Genomic DNA, 17,223 nt, shown 5'->3' with positions numbered 1-17,223 from the left:
CATGTCTTAAGAAAACGAGAGATTTCCCGCATGAACCTGCATAGCCGCGCCTTGCGCTGGGCCATCTTGCCCCAGCGAATTAGGGGAATGTTGAATTTGAATGACCCGCGGTGGGGCCGAGGCGACGACAAGCAGGAGGGTGCGGATCGGCCCGATGCCGACCCGCCGACGCCGCTGCGTCCGCAAGGGCAGCGGGGACGCGAACAGAACAATGCCGGCCAGCCGCCGGATCTCGACGAGCTGTGGCGCGATCTGAATCGCAAGCTCGGTGGGCTGTTCGGGGGCAAGAACGGTGGCGGTCGGGGCCCCGCCGGAGGTGGGGGTGGCGGCTTCCAGCCGGACATGAAAAACGCAGGGCTGGGTGTCGGTCTGATTGCCGGCGTGGCTCTGCTGATCTGGTTGGGTACCGGGTTCTTCATCGTGCAGGAAGGCCAGCAGGCCGTCATCACGCAGTTTGGCAAGTACAAGAGCACCGTCAATGCCGGTTTCAACTGGCGGCTGCCCTATCCGATCCAGCGCCATGAATTGGTATTCGTGACCCAGATCCGCTCGGCGGATGTCGGGCGCGATACGGTCATCAAGAGCACGGGGCTGCGCGAGTCCGCAATGCTGACCGAAGACGAGAACATCGTCGAGATCAAGTTCGCAGTCCAGTACCGCTTGAGCGATGCGCGGGCCTGGCTGTTTGAGAGTCGCAACCCTGCCGATGCGGTGGTGCAGGCCGCGGAAACCGCGGTCCGCGAAGTCGTCGGCAAGATGCGCATGGACACTGCCCTCGCCGAGGAACGCGACCAGATCGCGCCTCGGGTTAGGGCATTGATGCAGGTCATCCTCGATCGCTACAAGGTGGGCGTGGAAGTCGTCGGGATCAACCTCCAGCAGGGTGGCGTGCGTCCTCCGGAGCAGGTCCAGGCGGCTTTCGATGATGTGCTGAAGGCCGGCCAGGAGCGTGAGCGTGCCAAGAACGAAGCGCAGGCCTATGCCAACGACGTGATTCCTCGCGCCGTGGGCTCCGCGTCTCGCTTGACCGAGGAAGCTGGAGCGTACAAGGCCCGCATCGTCGCGCAGGCGCAAGGCGATGCCCAACGGTTCAGCTCCGTGCTCGCGGAGTATCAGAAGGCGCCCCAGGTCACGCGGGATCGCATGTACCTGGAGTCCATGCAGCAGATCTATACCAACGTCACCAAGGTTCTTGTGGATTCTCGGCAGGGTTCGAATCTGCTGTACCTGCCGCTCGACCGGATCATGCAGAGCGTGGCGCAGACGGGGCCTGCCAGCGCGGCCGCGTCGCTGGAAACGCCCCCCGCGACCACATCCGGAATGACCCCGGCGAGTCCGCCGTCCACTTTTCAAAATGATGCGCGTGCGCGTGACACCAGTCGTACGCGTGACCGCGATTCGCGCTAGGAGAGAGTTGTGAACCGAGTCGGATTTATCGCCTCCACGTTGCTGGTGGTGCTTGCCTTGCTGAGTTCCATGCTCTTCGTGGTGGACCAGCGCCAGTTTGGCGTGGTTTATGCGCTGGGTCAGATCAAGGAAGTGATCACCGAGCCTGGTCTCAATTTCAAGTTGCCGCCGCCTTTTCAGAACGTGCGCTACATCGACAAGCGTCTGCTGACGCTGGACAGCTCCGATACGGAGTCGATGCTGACTGCTGAAAAGCAGCGCGTGGTCATCGATTGGTACGTCCGGTGGCGCATCTCCGATCCTTCGGAGTACATCCGCAACGTAGGCCTGGATGAGAACGCGGGTGCCATCCAGCTCAACCGGGTGGTGCGCAACGCATTCCAGGAAGAGGTGAACCGTCGCACCGTCAAGGAACTGCTGTCAGCTCGGCGTGAGGAGCTGATGGCAGAGGTCAAACGGGAGGTGCTGGAAGCCGTGCGCGGCGCCAAGCCCTGGGGGGTGGACGTGGTCGACGTGCGTATCACGCGTGTCGACTATGTCGAGGCGATCACCGAATCGGTGTACCGGCGCATGGAGGCCGAGCGCAAGCGCGTCGCCAACGAGTTGCGCTCCACCGGCGCCGCGGAGGGTGAGAAGATTCGAGCGGACGCCGACAGGCAACGTGAGATCACCATCGCCAATGCCTACCGCGACGCTCAGAAGATCAAGGGTGAGGGCGATGCCGAGGCGGCCCGCATTTATGCCGACGCTTTCGGCCGCGATCCCCAGTTCGCGCAGTTCTATCGCAGCCTGGAAGCCTACAAGTCCAGCTTCAACAAGAAGAGCGACGTGATAGTCGTCGATCCGTCGTCGTCGGAGTTCTTCAAGGCTTACCGCGGCGCTCCCCCCGCCGCATCCCGTCCCTGATAGCGGTCTTGCCGAACGCGCGGTGTATCAGGCCTGAGATGAGCCTGGTGCACCGGCGATGTTCCGCCAATTTATTCCTGTCCGCTATGGCGAGCGCGGCGCCGGGTGCAACGCGCCCCTCTGGACAATAAGGCCTGGCGCTTGCGCATTGTTGCGGATTGCCCAGGGCCACGGATCCACGTGATTTCCACCGTTGCCCGGTAGAATCACGTTTTTAACAGCCTTCCCTTTTCTCATGTCCGCTTGGGTCCTGCCGGATCACATTGCTGATGTGCTGCCCTCCGAGGCGCGGCATATCGAAGAATTGCGCCGAGGGTTGCTCGACAAGGCACGTAGCTACGGCTATGAGCTGGTCATGCCGCCTCTGCTGGAGCATCTCGAATCCCTGCTCACCGGTGCGGGGCAGGCACTGGAACTTCAAACGTTCAAGTTGGTGGATCAACTGTCCGGGCGCTCGCTGGGGTTGCGTGCCGACACCACCCAGCAGGCGGCGCGCATCGATGCACATCTGTTGAATCGCCGTGGAGTCAGCCGCCTTTGCTACTGTGGCCCTGTCCTCCACACGAGGCCCGACAAGCCGCATGCGACCCGCGAACCACTGCAGTTTGGCGCTGAAATCTACGGCCATGCCGGCATCGAGGCAGAGGTCGAAAGCGCGCTTCTCGCGTTGGAGTGCCTCGCCGTGGCGCAGGTGAACGATGTGAGTGTGGATCTGGCCGATGTGCGGATTCTTCGCTGTCTGTTGGCGGGGGCCGGTCTGGACCAGGATCACGTGCAATCCATTCAGCATGCCCTGGCCACCAAGGATGAGAGTGCTCTGCGCGAGTCTACGAACGGATTGCCACGGCCGACTGCAGAGCATCTCCTGACGCTGCTGCAGTTGTATGGAGATCTCGGCGTGCTGCACGAGGCCGATAAGACTTTGGGTGCGGTGCCTGGCGTCTCCGAGGTGCTGAACGACCTTCGGGCACTGGCATCGAGGCTCCAGCATCCGCGGGTCACCATCGACCTGGCGGACCTGCGCGGATACGCCTACTACAGCGGAGTGCGATTCGCTATGTACGCGCCTGGCGCCAGCGATGCGCTCGTGCGGGGCGGTCGGTACGACGAAGTGGGTGCGGTGTTCGGCCGGAACCGGCCGGCAGCGGGTTTCAGCCTCGACATCAAGCAGCTGGTAAGTGTGATCTCGCCACGCCCTCTCAAGGCGGCCATTCGCGCGCCTTGGGGGCGGGGCGTTGGCACTGACGAGGTCATTGCCGAATTGCGGCGGCAGGGTGAAACAGTGGTCTGTGTACTGCCGGGCCACGAGAGCGAAGTCGACGAGTTCCAGTGCGATAGGGAACTCCATCAAGTGGATGGACGTTGGACCGTCCGGTCTGTCCAGTTGTCTGAAAATTGAATTGGGTAAGAAATGAAAGCAAGCAAAGGTCGTAACGTCGTCGTGGTGGGCACCCAGTGGGGCGACGAAGGCAAGGGCAAACTGGTCGATTGGCTCACGGAAAGTGCGAAAGGTGTCGTCAGGTTCCAGGGTGGCCACAACGCTGGCCATACCCTCGTCATCAACGGCGTCAAGACCGCCTTGCACCTGATTCCCAGCGGCATCATGCGCGCTGGCGTGAAGTGCTATATCGGCAACGGTGTTGTACTGTCCGCCGCGAAGTTGTTCGAAGAAATCGAGGGCCTGGAGCGGGCCGGTGTGGAAGTGCGTTCACGCTTGCGCGTGAGCGAAGCGTGCCCCTTGATCCTGCCTTTCCACGCTGCCCTGGATGTGGCGCGGGAAGCCGCCCGTGAACATGGTGGCACCGAAAAGATCGGAACGACGGGGCGTGGTATCGGGCCAGCCTACGAGGACAAGGTCGCGCGCCGAGCCCTGCGGGTGCAGGATCTGAAGTATCCCGAGCGATTCGCGTCGAAGCTGCGCGAGCTGCTGGAGTTGCACAACCACGTGCTGCGATCTTTCCTCCACTCCGGCGATTTTGTTTTCCCGGCCGCTCTGCAGCCTTATCTTCAGGATGGACAGGTCGTATTCGAGGCTGTCTACGAAGAAGCGATGCGCCATGCCCAGCTGCTTTTGCCCATGATGGCCGACGTGTCGCGTGAACTGAACGAGGCCCACGCGGCAGGCGACAACCTGTTGTTCGAAGGTGCCCAGGGCACGTTGCTGGACGTGGATCATGGCACCTACCCATACGTCACCTCCAGCAATTGCGTCGCCGGCAACGCGGCAGCAGGTGCAGGAGTGGGCCCGGGCATGCTTCACTACGTGCTGGGCATCACCAAGGCGTACTGCACACGCGTCGGGGGCGGTCCTTTCCCGACCGAGCTGGATTGGGAAGCACCCGGCACTCCGGGTTACCACATGAGCACGGTCGGTGCGGAAAAGGGTGTCACGACGGGCCGGAGCCGCCGTTGCGGCTGGTTCGACGCTGCACTTTTGAAGCGAAGCGCTCAGGTGAATGGCTTGAGCGGCTTGTGCATCACCAAGCTCGACGTGCTGGACGGGCTGAAGGAACTGCAGCTCTGCGTTGGCTACCAACTCGACGGTGAGCGCATCGACTTGCTGCCGATGGGCGCGGACGAGATCGCACGCTGCACCCCGGTTTACGAAACGATGGACGGTTGGACTGAGTCCACCGTGGGCGTGACCAGCTATGAGAAGCTGCCCGAAGCAGCGCGCAAATATCTGGAGCGCATCCAGCAAACGACGGGTGTGCCCATCGCCATGATCTCCACCAGCCCCGACAGAGATCACACCATCCTCCTGGACAACCCCTACGCAGCGCACTGATGTCTCCCGACTTCGGTGTCGTGCGCTTGGCTTAATTACTTGGGACCTACTATGTTGACGGAAGACGGCAAGCACCTGTACGTGAGCTATGACGAGTACCACAGCCTCATAGAGAAGCTGGCGCTGAAGGTGCATCAGTCCGGCTGGGAATTCGACACGATCCTGTGTCTCGCAAGAGGTGGTCTGCGCCCTGGAGACATCCTGAGCCGCATCTTCGACAAGCCGCTCGCCATCATGTCCACGAGTTCGTATCGTGCCGAAGCGGGCACCGTGCAAGGCCATCTCGATCTGGCCCGCTTCATCACGACGCCCAAGGGCGAGATTGCCGGACGCGTATTGTTGGTGGACGACCTGGCGGACTCAGGCCATACCTTGAATGCTGTGATCTCCATGCTCAAGACCAACTACGCGCCGATCACGGAACTGCGCAGCGCGGTGATCTGGACGAAGGGATTGTCAACGTTCACGCCCGACTATTCCGTCGAGTTCCTGCCCAGCAATCCCTGGATCCACCAGCCATTTGAAGGGTACGACAGCCTCAGCCCTGCCAAGTTGCTGGAAAAGTGGCGAGTCTGACCTACAAGAAGTTTGGATGTTTGCGCGCTGCCCTGAATTCTGATGTACACTTGTTCTCTCGGCGCTGCAGAGGTTCTTTGGAAGTTCGGTGGTGCTGGCGGAAAAGATTTCGGTTTTGAGTTGCGACGGGTTGAAAAACCGGTGTAGAATTCAAGGCTTCGCTGATGAGGCGGGTTGCTGGAGACGGCGGACTGCTCGGAAGGCGAAAAGAAAAAAGTTTGACGGTTCTTTAAAAACTGTGCTAGAATTTGAGGCTCTGCTGATTGCAGCGGAGTTGGAGAGAAAAGAAAGCGATTTCTGATCTTTCGGTTCATTAAAAATATACAGCCGATAAGCGTGGGCGTTTGATGGCGAGTGCCAAGTTCTTTGGAACTAGTGCTTAGCACTACAAACGCTCATGAGATAAGAAGTGAAGTTCACTTCAATTCTTTTTTATGAGTTGCTCGCAAGAGCGAAAAAATCAAGATCGAACTGTAGAGTTTGATCCTGGCTCAGATTGAACGCTGGCGGCATGCCTTACACATGCAAGTCGAACGGTAACAGGTCTTCGGATGCTGACGAGTGGCGAACGGGTGAGTAATACATCGGAACGTGCCCGAGAGTGGGGGATAACGGAGCGAAAGCTTTGCTAATACCGCATACGATCTACGGATGAAAGCAGGGGACCGCAAGGCCTTGCGCTCATGGAGCGGCCGATGGCAGATTAGGTAGTTGGTGGGATAAAAGCTTACCAAGCCGACGATCTGTAGCTGGTCTGAGAGGACGACCAGCCACACTGGGACTGAGACACGGCCCAGACTCCTACGGGAGGCAGCAGTGGGGAATTTTGGACAATGGGCGCAAGCCTGATCCAGCCATGCCGCGTGCAGGATGAAGGCCTTCGGGTTGTAAACTGCTTTTGTACGGAACGAAAAGCCTCGGGCTAATATCCTGGGGTCATGACGGTACCGTAAGAATAAGCACCGGCTAACTACGTGCCAGCAGCCGCGGTAATACGTAGGGTGCAAGCGTTAATCGGAATTACTGGGCGTAAAGCGTGCGCAGGCGGTAATGTAAGACAGATGTGAAATCCCCGGGCTCAACCTGGGAACTGCATTTGTGACTGCATTGCTGGAGTACGGCAGAGGGGGATGGAATTCCGCGTGTAGCAGTGAAATGCGTAGATATGCGGAGGAACACCGATGGCGAAGGCAATCCCCTGGGCCTGTACTGACGCTCATGCACGAAAGCGTGGGGAGCAAACAGGATTAGATACCCTGGTAGTCCACGCCCTAAACGATGTCAACTGGTTGTTGGGTCTTCACTGACTCAGTAACGAAGCTAACGCGTGAAGTTGACCGCCTGGGGAGTACGGCCGCAAGGTTGAAACTCAAAGGAATTGACGGGGACCCGCACAAGCGGTGGATGATGTGGTTTAATTCGATGCAACGCGAAAAACCTTACCCACCTTTGACATGTACGGAATCCTTTAGAGATAGAGGAGTGCTCGAAAGAGAGCCGTAACACAGGTGCTGCATGGCTGTCGTCAGCTCGTGTCGTGAGATGTTGGGTTAAGTCCCGCAACGAGCGCAACCCTTGCCATTAGTTGCTACATTCAGTTGGGCACTCTAATGGGACTGCCGGTGACAAACCGGAGGAAGGTGGGGATGACGTCAAGTCCTCATGGCCCTTATAGGTGGGGCTACACACGTCATACAATGGACGGTACAAAGGGTCGCCAACCCGCGAGGGGGAGCCAATCCCATAAAGCCGTTCGTAGTCCGGATCGCAGTCTGCAACTCGACTGCGTGAAGTCGGAATCGCTAGTAATCGTGGATCAGAATGTCACGGTGAATACGTTCCCGGGTCTTGTACACACCGCCCGTCACACCATGGGAGCGGGTTCTGCCAGAAGTAGGTAGCCTAACCGTAAGGAGGGCGCTTACCACGGCAGGGTTCGTGACTGGGGTGAAGTCGTAACAAGGTAGCCGTATCGGAAGGTGCGGCTGGATCACCTCCTTTCTGGAAAACTGCATTCAATATTGAACGCCCACACTTATCGGTTGTTGGAAGAAGAAGCTGCTGGCTGGCGAGAGCGATCTTGCTGGCGAGTGGAATGGGTCTGTAGCTCAGCTGGTTAGAGCACTGTGTTGATAACGCAGGGGTCGTTGGTTCGAGCCCAACTAGACCCACCATACTTCCTGACGACGGATGCACGAGGATCACTGGGGGATTAGCTCAGCTGGGAGAGCACCTGCTTTGCAAGCAGGGGGTCGTCGGTTCGATCCCGTCATCCTCCACCAACCACTTATCGAGAAAATCAACACCAAAGCGGCTTCGCGAGAGGCCACTTTGTTGTTGACCGAGATTGCTCGGATCAATCGGCTGTTCTTTAAAAATTCATAGAGTCGAATCAGCGTTGTCAGAGGAAACTGCACAAACGTATAAGGTTTAGTGCAGACCGTGCCTCTGATGACAATTTTTTGATTGCGTCAAAACGAATATTCAATGAGCGAAAGCTAGTTGAAATTCAGTAATGACGAATGTTTCTTGATAGTGATATCGAGGAATTATTCACATTACGGCATAACGCGCGAGGTGAAAGACCTCGCAAGTCCAGACAACAGCGGAGACATCTCGCAAGAGAGGTCAAAGTTATAGGGTCAAGTGACTAAGAGCATGTGGTGGATGCCTTGGCGATGATAGGCGACGAAAGACGTGAAAGCCTGCGATAAGCTTCGGGGAGCTGGCAAATAAGCATTGATCCGGAGATTTCTGAATGGGGAAACCCACCTCGCAAGAGGTATCGCATGATGAATACATAGTCATGCGAGGCGAACCGGGTGAACTGAAACATCTCAGTAGCTCGAGGAAAAGACATCAACCGAGATTCCGAAAGTAGTGGCGAGCGAAATCGGAGGAGCCTTCTAGTGATAGCACGACTGTTAGCAAAACGGGATGGAAAGCCCGGCCATAGCAGGTGATAGCCCTGTATGCGAAAGCGGACGTGTGGTACTAAGTTAGAGAAAAGTAGGGCGGGGCACGAGAAACCCTGTCTGAATATGGGGGGACCATCCTCCAAGGCTAAATACTCATCATCGACCGATAGTGAACCAGTACCGTGAGGGAAAGGCGAAAAGAACCCCGGGAGGGGAGTGAAATAGATCCTGAAACCGCATGCTTACAAAAAGTAGGAGCCCGCAAGGGTGACTGCGTACCTTTTGTATAATGGGTCAGCGACTTACATTCAGTGGCAAGGTTAACCGAATAGGGAAGCCGTAGAGAAATCGAGTCCGAATAGGGCGTCCAGTCGCTGGGTGTAGACCCGAAACCAAGTGATCTATCCATGGCCAGGATGAAGGTGCCGTAACAGGTACTGGAGGTCCGAACCGACTAGTGTTGCAAAACTAGCGGATGAGCTGTGGATAGGGGTGAAAGGCTAAACAAACTTGGAAATAGCTGGTTCTCTCCGAAAACTATTTAGGTAGTGCCTCAAGTATTACCTTCGGGGGTAGAGCACTGTTTTGGCTAGGGGGTCATGGCGACTTACCAAACCAAGGCAAACTCCGAATACCGAAGAGTACAGCTTGGGAGACAGAGCACCGGGTGCTAACGTCCGGACTCAAGAGGGAAACAACCCAGACCGCCAGCTAAGGTCCCTAAAATTGGCTAAGTGGGAAACGAAGTGGGAAGGCTAAAACAGTCAGGATGTTGGCTTAGAAGCAGCCATCATTTAAAGAAAGCGTAATAGCTCACTGATCGAGTCGTCCTGCGCGGAAGATGTAACGGGGCTAAGCCAGTTACCGAAGCTGCGGATGTGCAATTTATTGCACGTGGTAGGAGAGCGTTCTGTAAGCCTGTGAAGGTGTCTGGTAACGGATGCTGGAGGTATCAGAAGTGCGAATGCTGACATGAGTAGCGTTAAAGGGGGTGAAAAGCCCCCTCGCCGTAAGCGCAAGGTTTTCTACGCAACGTTCATCGGCGTAGAGTGAGTCGGCCCCTAAGGCGAGGCAGAGATGCGTAGCTGATGGGAAACAGGTCAATATTCCTGTACCGATCAATAGTGCGATGTGGGGACGGAGAAGGTTAGCTCAGCCAACTGTTGGATATGTTGGTTCAAGCCTGTAGTCGTGCCTGGTAGGCAAATCCGCCGGGCTTAGATGAGGGGTGATAACGAGTCTGCTTGCAGACGAAGTGAGTGATACCCTGCTTCCAGGAAAAGCCACTAAGCTTCAGCTATTGACGACCGTACCGCAAACCGACACTGGTGCGCGAGATGAGTATTCTAAGGCGCTTGAGAGAACTCAGGAGAAGGAACTCGGCAAATTGATACCGTAACTTCGGGAGAAGGTATGCCCCTAGTCAGTGAAGTTGTACAAACGGAGCTAAACGGGGTTGCAAAAAATCGGTGGCTGCGACTGTTTAATAAAAACACAGCACTCTGCAAACACGAAAGTGGACGTATAGGGTGTGACGCCTGCCCGGTGCTGGAAGATTAAATGATGGGGTGCAAGCTCTTGATTGAAGTCCCAGTAAACGGCGGCCGTAACTATAACGGTCCTAAGGTAGCGAAATTCCTTGTCGGGTAAGTTCCGACCTGCACGAATGGCGTAACGATGGCCACACTGTCTCCTCCTGAGACTCAGCGAAGTTGAAATGTTTGTGATGATGCAATCTCCCCGCGGAAAGACGGAAAGACCCCATGAACCTTTACTGTAGCTTTGTATTGGACTTTGAACAGATCTGTGTAGGATAGGTGGGAGGCTTTGAAGTGAGGACGCTAGTTCTCATGGAGCCAACGTTGAAATACCACCCTGGTGTGTTTGAGGTTCTAACCTAGGTCCCTTATCGGGATCGGGGACAGTGCATGGTAGGCAGTTTGACTGGGGCGGTCTCCTCCCAAAGCGTAACGGAGGAGTTCGAAGGTACGCTAGTTACGGTCGGACATCGTGACGATAGTGCAATGGCATAAGCGTGCTTAACTGCGAGACTGACAAGTCGAGCAGATGCGAAAGCAGGACATAGTGATCCGGTGGTTCTGTATGGAAGGGCCATCGCTCAACGGATAAAAGGTACTCTGGGGATAACAGGCTGATACCGCCCAAGAGTTCATATCGACGGCGGTGTTTGGCACCTCGATGTCGGCTCATCTCATCCTGGGGCTGTAGCCGGTCCCAAGGGTATGGCTGTTCGCCATTTAAAGAGGTACGTGAGCTGGGTTTAAAACGTCGTGAGACAGTTTGGTCCCTATCTTCCGTGGGCGCTGCAGATTTGAGGAAGCCTGCTCCTAGTACGAGAGGACCGGAGTGGACACACCTCTGGTGTATCGGTTGTCACGCCAGTGGCATTGCCGAGTAGCTAAGTGTGGAAGAGATAACCGCTGAAAGCATCTAAGCGGGAAACTCGTTTCAAGATGAGATCTGCCGGGGCCTTGAGCCCCCTGAAGAGTCGTTCAAGACCAGGACGTTGATAGGCTGGGTGTGGAAGCGCAGTAATGCGTTAAGCTAACCAGTACTAATTGCTCGTGCGGCTTGACCCTATAACTTTGACTCAACACCATCCGCGTGTTGCAGACAAAGAGTTATGCCAAGTGACGCAGTCAAAAACACAAAAAGCTGATGACCACTCTATGAATTCGCCGCCCTGTCTCCAAACACGAGACTCGGCAGCAACCCTTTATGCCTGATGACCATAGCAAGTTGGCACCACTCCTTCCCATCCCGAACAGGACAGTGAAACGACTTCGCGCCGATGATAGTGCGGGTTCCCGTGTGAAAGTAGGTCATCGTCAGGCTCTTACAGCCCAATCCGCCCCGTGCACCGCAAGTGCTCGGGGCGGTTTGCTTTGGGAGGACGGAAAAAACACCCAAGGCTCTTTGAGCAATCAATCGAAGGCGACGCTTCCATGCAATTGCAGGACATTTTGTATTCCCAGGGTTTTGGCACTCGCCGGGTGTGTGCGGGTCTGGTCCAGCAAGGGTATGTGGAAGTGCGGCCTGATGGTGCGGCGTCCTTCAGCCTGGAGAAGGATGCTGCTGCGTTATGTGATGAAGAGGGTTTGACACTCAGAGTGCAGGGTGTCGAGTGGCCATACCAAGCCAAAGCCTATGTGGTGTTGCACAAGCCCGCTGGCACCGAGTGCTCGCAAAAGCCTTCCACCTATCCCAGCATCTACACCCTGCTGCCGGCACCCCTTCGCCAGCGTCCCAGCAAGACTGCGGTAGTGGGGGTGCAGGCAGTGGGCCGCCTCGATCAGGATACGACGGGCCTGCTGCTGCTGAGCGATGATGGGCAGTTCATCCACCGGATGAGCTCGCCGAAAAAGCATGTTCCCAAGGTGTACGAGGTGACGACCAAACACCCACTGGACGCCCAGCAAATCGACCGGCTTTTGGCGGGGGTGGTGCTCGATGACGATCCCAAGCCCGTGAAAGCCGCAGAATGTGACCAAAAGGGCGACAGGCTCTTGGCGCTGACTTTGACGGAGGGCAAGTACCACCAGGTCAAACGCATGCTCGCAGCGGTGGGCAATCGCGTGGAAAGCCTGCACCGTTCGCGCATCGGTGGATTGGCGCTGCCCCCTGATCTCCTGCCGGGCCAGTGGCGCTGGCTCGGGGCGGACGAGCTGGCCTTGCTCCGCTAGGGCGGGCAGCAACGAACCACCGTTTCGAGCCCCCAGGAACTTCGGCACAGATTTCGAACCTGTCGTGGGGACACTTGGTTTTCGCTTCTAATGCGTGCTTTTCCACCGAGGTGCGAGAACCTGGTGGGGTGAACAAATCCGTTCTGGAAAGTCTTACGTGAAATCTCTGCTGTGTGGGCGCTGGTGGGTGGCGCTGATGTTGGGGTGTGTGTTGTCCGGTGCCCATGCGGCCGATCCTGCGCCCCCCGTCTTCGTGCTGAATTCGCTGGAAGCAGATATCAGCGTCATCGACCCGACGACATGGACAGAAACCTCGCGCATCCCGACTGGCAAGGAGCCGCACCACATGTACCTGACCCCCGACGAGAAATCGCTCGTGGTGGCCAACGCGTTGGGCGATTCGCTGACCTTCATCGACCCGAAGACTGCCCAGGTGCAACGTACGGTGCGGGGAATCGTCGACCCCTACCATCTGCGCTTCTCGCCCGACATGAAATGGCTGGTGACGGCGGCCAACCGGCTCAACCACGTGGACTTCTATCGCTGGGATGGCAAGGACTTGACGCTTGCCAAACGGGTGTCCACCGCCAAGACCCCGAGCCACCTCTGGATCGACAGTCAGAGCCGCACCGTGTATTCGACCATGCAGGACAGCGATGAGCTGGTCGCCATCGACATGGCGACACAGCAGATCAAATGGCGGATCAAGACGGGCCCGATGCCTGCGGACGTGTACGGTAGCCCGGATGACAAGCACATCTTCATCGGCCTTACCGGCGGAGACAGCGTGGAGGTGTTTGATGTGTCCGGCCCCGAACCCCGTGCCATCCAGCGCATCAAGACCGGCGCGGGCGCTCACGCATTCCGTGCGGCGGGTGACCGCCGCCACCTCTTCGTCAGCAACCGCGTCGCCAACACCATCAGCAAGATCGACATGTTGAACCGCCAGGTCGTGGATGTGTATCCGGCGCCCGGCGGGCCTGACTGCATGGACGTATCGCCCGACGGCCGCTGGATCTATGTGAGCGCGCGCTGGGCTCGCAAGATGCTGGTCATCGACACGCAGGAGCGCAAGGTCGTGCGATCGGTGAACGTGGGCAAGTCGCCCCATGGCGTGTGGACCCTGCGCCATGCAGGGCGCTGATCGGCCGCGACGATGCGATCGTTGCCCCGCCTGCGTTGGCCCAGCAGCTGGTTTGCTCCTGTATTAATAGCGCTGAGCGCTTTATCCACTAGCGCCAACGCCGAAAAGTCTTGTGAAAAACCACTGTATCTGACGCTGGACACGGGCCACATGGGCGTGGCGGATCTGGTGGCGGACGTCCTGAAGCGGCAGCATGTCGTGGTCACGTTCTTCGCCGCCAATGAAAGAACCCAGGTCGGAGACGGCAGCCTCGGAAGTCATTGGGCTCCGTGGTGGAAGGCGCGCGCCGCGGAAGGCCACGAATTTGCCTCGCACACATTCGACCATGCCTATTGGCGCGGCGATGCGGGCAAGCCCTCGGCACCGGCTTTCCGCATTCGTCCCTCCGCCGGTCCCCGCGAAGGGCAGGAATTCGTGATGACCGCGCCGGAATACTGCGAAGAGATCGGCCGCGCGGCGCGGCGCCTGCAGCAGATCACCGGCAAGGCGCCCCTGCCGTTTTTCCGTGCGCCGGGCGGCAAGACTTCACCGCAGTTGCTGGCATCCGCGCGCAGCTGTGGCTATGCCCATGTCGGGTGGTCGCCTTCCGGATTTCTCGGCGATGAGCTTTCGAGCGACAAGGTCAGCAATGCCGCGCTTTTGCAGCAGGCGTTGCGCAACGTGCGCTCCGGCGACATCCTGCTGGCCCACCTGGGCATCTGGTCGCGCAAGGACCCCTGGGCGCCGGCCGTGCTGGAGCCGCTGATCGTCGGGTTGAAGGATCGGGGTTTTTGCTTCAAGACCTTGCGTGACCACCCCGACTACCGCGACTGGATCCAGCGCAGGCCCTGAGCGGCCGCGCACCATTCACGGGTGATGAACGCATCTTCGTTGGACGACTGACCATGGACTTTCTGGGCAATGGCTTCGACATGGCGCAGCAGTGGCTGTTCGAGACCGTCGTGCAGCCGCTGATGTTCGCCTTCGGCCTGGCCAATCTGCTGGAGGACGGCTACGACGCCACCGGCTGGCTTCTCGTCGGGTTGCTGCAGTTGCTGGTCATGCTGGCGGTGATCGCGCCGCTGCAACGCTGGAGGCCCGCCGAACCCGTCACGGACCGGGCCGCCATCCGGGTGGATGTGATCTACACGCTCATCCATCGGCTCGGGCTGTTCCGCCTCGCACTGTTCTTCGCGTTCACACCCCTGTGGGACGCCTTGTGGAGCGGGTTGCGCATGCACGGCGTCAGCACGTTCCACCTCGACAACCTCTGGCCGGGCGTGACCGATCTCCCGCTGGTCAGCCTGCTCATCTACCTGGTGGTGTTCGACGCGCTCGAATATTGGATCCACCGGGGCCAGCACCACTTCGAATGGTGGTGGAAACTGCATTCGCTGCACCACTCGCAACGGCAGATGACGATGTGGAGCGACAACCGCAACCACCTGCTCGACGATGTGATCCACGACGTCGTCATCGTCACCGTGGCTCAGCTGATCGGCGTGGCGCCGGGCCAGTTCGTCGCCATCGTGGCGATCACGCAGTTGAGCGAGAACTTCCACCATGCGAACGTGCGCGTGTGGTTCGGCCGCGTGGGCGAGCGGCTGTGGGTGAGCCCGCGTTTCCATCGGCTGCACCACGCGATCGGCATAGGGCACGAGTCGCACCCCGCAGAGGCACCCGGGGAGCGAGACGCTGCCCGGTCGCTTGCCGGCCCCGGCGGGCCGCAAGCCCCCAAGCCCGTGCTGGGTGGGCACAATTTCGGCGTGCTCCTGCCCTGGTGGGACATGCTCTTTCGCACCGCCAACTTCGAGCTCAGATACGACCCCACCGGTGTGCGCGACCAGGTGGAGCCCGGGCCAACCGGCCAGGTGCGCGACTACGGGCGCGGATTCTGGTCGCAGCAGTGGCGCGGATTGCTGCGTCTGTGCGGGCGAGCCTGAAAGGGGCCATCCGCGCTGGCGCTATGCTTGGACCATGAGATTTTTGTTCGACTCCTTCTGGCGCGCAGCCGTGTACTGCCTGCGTCCGCGGGTCATGGCGCTGTCGCTGCTGCCGTTGCTCCTGATCGGACTGATCGCCTGGGCTGCGGGCTACCTGTGGTGGACCCCAGCCGTCGCCAGCGTCCAGCAATCGCTGCAAAGTTCCGACTGGCTGGGATTGCTGTGGGGCTGGCTGCGCCAATTCGGCGTGAGCGATGCGGCCGGAGCGCTGGCGCCCTTGCTGGTCGTCGTGGCCGCGACGCCGGTCATCGTGCTGCTCGCCGTGCTGGCGGTGGCCGTGCTCATGACGCCCGCCCTGGTCCGGCTGGTCGCCGAGCGCCGGTTCCCCTCGCTCGAGCGCAAGCGGGGTGGGTCCTTCATCGCAAGCCTGGCCTGGTCGCTGGGCTCCACGCTGGCCGCGCTGCTGGCCTTGTTGATCTCGGTGCCGCTGTGGCTGGTGCCGCCACTGGTGCTGGTATTGCCGCCCCTGATCTGGGGTTGGCTCACCTACCGCGTGATGACGTTCGACGCCTTGGCCGAACACGCCAGCAAGGAAGAGCGGCTCACGCTGGTGAGCCGTCATCGGCTGCAGCTGTTGGGCATGGGCGTGCTGTGCGGCTACCTCGGCGCGGCACCTGGCATCGTCTGGGCGTCGGGCGTGGTGTTCGCGGCAGCCTTCATCGTGCTCGTGCCGGTCGCCATCTGGATCTACACGCTGGTGTTCGCCTTCTCGTCCCTCTGGTTCACCCACTACGCGCTCGCCGCGCTAGAGCAATTGCGCCGTGAACGCGGAGAATTCGCCGCGGGCGCAGCGGATGTTCCGCCGGTCGTTCCGTCACCGTCTTCTGCAGTCCGCATCACAGCCGATGCGCCGGCGCCGCAGGCCCCAGCTTCCTCCTCTGACGCACCATGATTCCTTCCTTCGGCCTCATCATCGTGGGCGACGAAATCCTGTCGGGCAAGCGCGCCGACAAGCACCTTCCCAAGGTCATCGAGCTGCTCGGCGCGCGTGGCCTGGCGCTGTCGTATGCCGACTATGTGGGTGACGATCCAGCGCGCATCACCGCGACACTGCAGCGCGCCTTCGCGTCTTCAGACATCGTGTTCTCTTGCGGCGGCATCGGCGCCACGCCCGATGACCACACCCGCCAATGCGCCGCCCGCGCACTGGGTCAGCCGCTGCTGCTCCACCCGCAGGCCGAGCAGCTCATCCGCGAGCGCATGCAGGACGTCGCGCGGGAGCAGGGCGTTCCCTACGAACCTGACCGCGCCGACAACGTCCACCGCCTGAACATGGGCGTGTTCCCCGCAGGCGCTGCCATCATCCCCAACCCCTACAACAAGATCCCGGGCTTTTCATGCCGCGGGGAGGGCGGGGCGCAAGTGCATTTCGTGCCGGGCTTTCCGGTCATGGCGTGGCCCATGGTCGAATGGGTGCTGGAGCATCACTGCAGCCAGTGGTTCAACCAGCAACCGCAGACCGAACATTCCGTGGTCGTCTATGGTTCGATGGAGGCCAGCCTGACTCCGCTAATGGAGCGCATCGAGCAGGCTCACGCACCGATCCGCGTCTTCAGCCTTCCGAGCGTGGACCATCCCGTACATGGCCGGCACATCGAATTGGGTGTGAAAGGGCCGGCGCCGCTGGTGCCCTCAGCCTGGGCTATGCTGGTGAATGAGCTGCACCTTGTTGGTGCAGTACTTGGCCCTGAGTTGGTGCGAAACACCTGATATGTGAACGAAGTGTGAATGACGCACCATTTCGGATTCGCATGTGCGAAGTCGGCAGCGACAGCCGCCGTGCTCCGCCTTAGTGCAT

11 protein-coding genes, 2 tRNA genes and 3 rRNA genes are annotated in these 17,223 nt (G+C 59.2%); all 16 read left to right on the top strand.

Translation table 11 applies throughout. From position 1 onward, the window contains the following. Positions 1-30: 30 nt before the first annotated feature. The 16 genes from hflK (at position 31) to ABWV53_RS10960 (ending at position 17,135) form a co-directional block, all read left to right on the top strand. The gene (gene hflK, locus ABWV53_RS11035) at positions 31-1,407 is read left to right on the top strand and encodes an FtsH protease activity modulator HflK (RefSeq protein ID WP_353365769.1); all 1,377 of its coding nucleotides are present in this window, start codon (positions 31-33) and stop codon (positions 1,405-1,407) included. Between the two features lie 9 nt (positions 1,408-1,416). Then, complete coding sequence (gene hflC, locus ABWV53_RS11030; protein WP_353365767.1) at positions 1,417-2,313, top strand: protease modulator HflC; 897 nt, start codon at positions 1,417-1,419, stop codon at positions 2,311-2,313. 235 nt (positions 2,314-2,548) lie between these two features. Further along, positions 2,549-3,712 (top strand): ATP phosphoribosyltransferase regulatory subunit, encoded by a 1,164-nt coding sequence (locus tag ABWV53_RS11025; RefSeq protein WP_353365765.1) that lies wholly within the window; start codon positions 2,549-2,551, stop codon positions 3,710-3,712. Between the two features lie 12 nt (positions 3,713-3,724). Further along, positions 3,725-5,101 (top strand): adenylosuccinate synthase, encoded by a 1,377-nt coding sequence (locus tag ABWV53_RS11020; protein WP_353365763.1) that lies wholly within the window; start codon positions 3,725-3,727, stop codon positions 5,099-5,101. 51 nt (positions 5,102-5,152) lie between these two features. Continuing rightward, positions 5,153-5,677 carry a phosphoribosyltransferase gene (locus tag ABWV53_RS11015; protein WP_056668212.1) on the top strand — a complete coding sequence of 175 codons (525 nt, stop codon included), beginning with the start codon at positions 5,153-5,155 and terminating at the stop codon, positions 5,675-5,677. A gap of 468 nt (positions 5,678-6,145) precedes the next feature. Beyond that, a 16S ribosomal RNA gene (locus tag ABWV53_RS11010) occupies positions 6,146-7,678 on the top strand. Positions 7,679-7,774: 96 nt separating this feature from the next. Then, positions 7,775-7,851, top strand: a tRNA-Ile gene (locus ABWV53_RS11005). 32 nt (positions 7,852-7,883) lie between these two features. Further along, a tRNA-Ala gene (locus tag ABWV53_RS11000) sits at positions 7,884-7,959 on the top strand. A 358-nt stretch (positions 7,960-8,317) separates the two neighbouring features. Continuing rightward, a 23S ribosomal RNA gene (locus ABWV53_RS10995) occupies positions 8,318-11,195 on the top strand. A gap of 142 nt (positions 11,196-11,337) precedes the next feature. Further along, positions 11,338-11,450: ribosomal RNA gene (gene rrf, locus ABWV53_RS10990) — 5S ribosomal RNA — on the top strand. Together the 16S, 23S and 5S rRNA genes with 2 tRNA genes alongside form the textbook arrangement of a ribosomal RNA operon. A gap of 111 nt (positions 11,451-11,561) precedes the next feature. Beyond that, a complete protein-coding gene (locus ABWV53_RS10985) occupies positions 11,562-12,299 on the top strand; it encodes a 16S rRNA pseudouridine(516) synthase (protein ID WP_353365760.1) in 738 nt (245 codons plus the stop codon). Positions 12,300-12,495: 196 nt separating this feature from the next. Next, complete coding sequence (locus tag ABWV53_RS10980) at positions 12,496-13,443, top strand: YVTN family beta-propeller repeat protein (protein WP_353366698.1); 948 nt, start codon at positions 12,496-12,498, stop codon at positions 13,441-13,443. 12 nt (positions 13,444-13,455) lie between these two features. After that, positions 13,456-14,274, top strand: a complete 819-nt coding sequence (locus tag ABWV53_RS10975; RefSeq protein WP_353365758.1) for a polysaccharide deacetylase family protein — start codon at positions 13,456-13,458, stop codon at positions 14,272-14,274. Positions 14,275-14,327: 53 nt separating this feature from the next. Continuing rightward, a complete protein-coding gene (locus ABWV53_RS10970) occupies positions 14,328-15,365 on the top strand; it encodes a sterol desaturase family protein (RefSeq protein ID WP_353365756.1) in 1,038 nt (345 codons plus the stop codon). Positions 15,366-15,399: 34 nt separating this feature from the next. Continuing rightward, complete coding sequence (locus ABWV53_RS10965; protein ID WP_353365754.1) at positions 15,400-16,317, top strand: EI24 domain-containing protein; 918 nt, start codon at positions 15,400-15,402, stop codon at positions 16,315-16,317. Beyond that, positions 16,314-17,135: a competence/damage-inducible protein A gene (locus ABWV53_RS10960; protein ID WP_353365752.1), complete on the top strand. Its 822-nt coding sequence runs from the start codon at positions 16,314-16,316 to the stop codon at positions 17,133-17,135. Before ABWV53_RS10965 ends, ABWV53_RS10960 begins: the two co-directional genes overlap by 4 nt. Positions 17,136-17,223 lie beyond the last annotated feature (88 nt).

Origin of the sequence: Acidovorax sp. FG27, assembly GCF_040365715.1 — a bacterium.
Classification (GTDB): domain Bacteria; phylum Pseudomonadota; class Gammaproteobacteria; order Burkholderiales; family Burkholderiaceae_C; genus Paracidovorax.
This window is presented reverse-complemented; position numbering and strand designations above follow the sequence as displayed.

Coding starts and splice junctions, on each gene's coding strand:
- hflK (WP_353365769.1), top strand. CDS start 31: ATGAACCTGCATAGCCGCGCCTTGCGCTGGGCCATCTTGCCCCAGCGA.
- ABWV53_RS11025 (WP_353365765.1), top strand. CDS start 2,549: ATGTCCGCTTGGGTCCTGCCGGATCACATTGCTGATGTGCTGCCCTCC.
- ABWV53_RS11020 (WP_353365763.1), top strand. CDS start 3,725: ATGAAAGCAAGCAAAGGTCGTAACGTCGTCGTGGTGGGCACCCAGTGG.
- ABWV53_RS11015 (WP_056668212.1), top strand. CDS start 5,153: ATGTTGACGGAAGACGGCAAGCACCTGTACGTGAGCTATGACGAGTAC.
- ABWV53_RS10985 (WP_353365760.1), top strand. CDS start 11,562: ATGCAATTGCAGGACATTTTGTATTCCCAGGGTTTTGGCACTCGCCGG.
- ABWV53_RS10980 (WP_353366698.1), top strand. CDS start 12,496: ATGTTGGGGTGTGTGTTGTCCGGTGCCCATGCGGCCGATCCTGCGCCC.
- ABWV53_RS10975 (WP_353365758.1), top strand. CDS start 13,456: ATGCGATCGTTGCCCCGCCTGCGTTGGCCCAGCAGCTGGTTTGCTCCT.
- ABWV53_RS10970 (WP_353365756.1), top strand. CDS start 14,328: ATGGACTTTCTGGGCAATGGCTTCGACATGGCGCAGCAGTGGCTGTTC.
- ABWV53_RS10965 (WP_353365754.1), top strand. CDS start 15,400: ATGAGATTTTTGTTCGACTCCTTCTGGCGCGCAGCCGTGTACTGCCTG.
- ABWV53_RS10960 (WP_353365752.1), top strand. CDS start 16,314: ATGATTCCTTCCTTCGGCCTCATCATCGTGGGCGACGAAATCCTGTCG.